A 1,587-nucleotide genomic window follows, 5' to 3' on the forward strand; every position below is an offset into this window, starting at 1 on the left:
CTAGGAGTCTGCGCGGCAGAAACGTTTTGAGCCCTCGTTTCCGCCAGACCGGATCATTGTCTGGCCGGAAGGAGTGTTCGCGATATCGGATCGGCTCCATCATCGCTTTCGATCCAGCCAGTTAACCGGTTAAAAGGGGCATCGCAGGGCCCCAGCTGTACCTACCGTGAGCCAAAGGCTGCCTCAGCGACTTATGCCAGCCTCATCAGTGAACTCATGCGCCTGAGATTGAGCGACAGACAGACAAGATCCCATTCACCCTGCACCGCCTGAAGGCCCCGCAAGCCGAACTGCCGGAAGCCCAGGACATTCTTGATCCAGCCATTCACCGCCTCAACCATGTGCTTGCGCTGAGCGTAGACTGCTCGCCCCTCCGCCGTGGTAAGCTTCTCCTCCATGCGGGCCGTCGCCGGGTACCGGCTCGCGTTTATATCTCCGGTTTTTTTGCCTTCCCGGCGCAGCGAGACGTAGCCATCTATGCCTTTTGTCTCCAATGCCTGCAAGTCTTCCTCTTTGCGATAACCCGCATCAGCCAGACATTGGCCCGGGTAACTTCCCAGAGTTTCTTTTACCTCGCCCAGCAGCGGCACCAGACAGCCGTTATCACTGGGGTTGTTACCCTGGCGGTTGCCCACGATGATCTGGAACTCGCCATCCACGGCCAGTTGGCCGTTATAGCATTGCTGGAACCCATCATTCGTTTTCATGATCCGGCTTTGGGGGTCGGTAAAGTTACTCTGAGCCTTGTCCTCCGGAACTCCATAATCTCTCTTGAAGTTCCGGCCACCCTTGGGTGAGCGGCGATCATCGTCTGGATGCCGGCCTTTGGCCTCATCTTGCGTTTTTTGATCCGCTTCCAGTTTCTCCTTCGCTGCCCGGATCTTGTCCAGCCGCCCCTGACGGTGCTGAAGCTCTTCGGGTAACTCGTCGCCCCGCTGATCCGGGCCAAACTGTTGGTCTTCCGATTCATCCACACGGCGAGCCTGGCCACAAAGCTCATCAACCTCTTTTGACAGACGGGCTTCTTCCTCCCGCATGCGGTCATAGCTCATGGCCTTGTGCTTACTGGCGTTGGCCCGGACCTTGGTGCCATCAATCGCCAGCGTACCGAGAGTAACCAATTCCGCTTCCTGGGCGATCCGGACCACCTGAATAAATACGGCCTTGAACGCAGCCAGGTGTTGCTTGCGAAAATCGCAGATAGTGCGGTGTCTGGGGAAATTGCCAGCCGCCAGGACCCGAAGGGCGACATCTTCTTCCAACTTCCGGGCGATCTTTCGTGATGAAAACACGCCGGTCGCGTACGCATAGATCAACACCTTCAACATCATCCGCGGATCGAAAGGCGAGTTGCGCCGACCGCTCCCTTCATACCGGGCGTAGAAGGCACTCAGATCCAGTTCCTCGACCACGTCACTGATGAAATAGGCCAGATGCCCTTCGGGCAGCCACTCGTTCAGGCTCGGGGGAAGAAGCAGTTCCTGATCAGGTGAATAGGGGCGGAAGGTGGTTCCCATCGGATTCTCCGGTGCTGAAGAATTTTTACGTATTATGCCAGAAGGTGGCTCCTGCCGCGCAGACTCCTAG

At 57.3% G+C, this 1,587-nt stretch carries 1 protein-coding gene; it reads right to left on the bottom strand.

What is annotated here, in order from left to right:
• Positions 1–191: 191 nt before the first annotated feature.
• On the bottom strand, positions 192–1,517 hold the full coding sequence (locus tag H3Z84_RS06905) for an IS1182 family transposase (protein WP_053113971.1): 1,326 nt from the start codon (positions 1,515–1,517) through the stop codon (positions 192–194).
• Positions 1,518–1,587 lie beyond the last annotated feature (70 nt).

Source organism: Marinobacter sp. bablab_jr003 (assembly GCF_016464245.1).
Taxonomy (GTDB): Bacteria; Pseudomonadota; Gammaproteobacteria; order Pseudomonadales; family Oleiphilaceae; genus Marinobacter; species Marinobacter vinifirmus.